Source organism: Synechococcus sp. R55.2 (assembly GCF_047462075.1).
Taxonomy (GTDB): domain Bacteria; phylum Cyanobacteriota; class Cyanobacteriia; order Thermostichales; family Thermostichaceae; genus Thermostichus.
In genome coordinates, this window is sequence record NZ_JANSIH010000249.1 from 1 (window position 1) to 674 (window position 674).

The following is a 674-nucleotide window of genomic DNA, read 5'->3' on the forward strand; positions in this document are numbered from 1 at the left end:
AGCCGCAGCAGCAGATTGAAGGAATTGACGACGCGACGATTTCGGGATGGACATATCTATATGCTCCACAGCACCTGGCTCAGTAGGGATCCGCAAACGGGAATGCGGCAAACAATGGAGTGAAGACTATAAGCAACCAACTTAGCAAGGCGGAGTCAAACTTCTGTATTTGAGGATACCTTTACCTGCTGGGGGATCCCCTTTTAGCCAAGGTGAGAACTCTGCCTTGGTCATGGCCGGTTCGTTGCCGGTATGATAGTGCTCCTGCTGCCGCAGGGATCCCGATCGCCATTGCTCTTAACTCACGTGTATCCCTCTTCAACCATGGCCATCCAATCCCCTTCCACCTCCCTGGTTCGCTTTCTCGCCGGTGCTGTATCTGAGGCCATTCGACAGGCAGCAGAAGCAGGCCAACTGGGATCCCTGGCTCCCCCACAAGCCGCAGCCATTGCCCCCGTGATCCAGATCCCCAATGACCCTCGCTACGGGGACTACGCCTGTCCCACCCCCCTGGGCATGGCCAAAGCCTGTCGCATGGCACCGACACAGATTGCCCAAACCCTGCAGAGCCATCTGGATCTGCCGGACATCGAAACCCAGGTGGCGGGGGCCGGGTTTATCAACTTCCGGCTGGGGGATCCCTTTTTGGCCGAGCGCCTGCAGGAGCTGCTGCA

General features: G+C 57.9%; 1 pseudogene. It reads left to right on the plus strand.

Annotated elements, in window-relative coordinates:
* Positions 1–324: 324 nt before the first annotated feature.
* Positions 325–674: pseudogene (locus NW838_RS08470) on the plus strand (arginine--tRNA ligase); the annotation flags it as partial.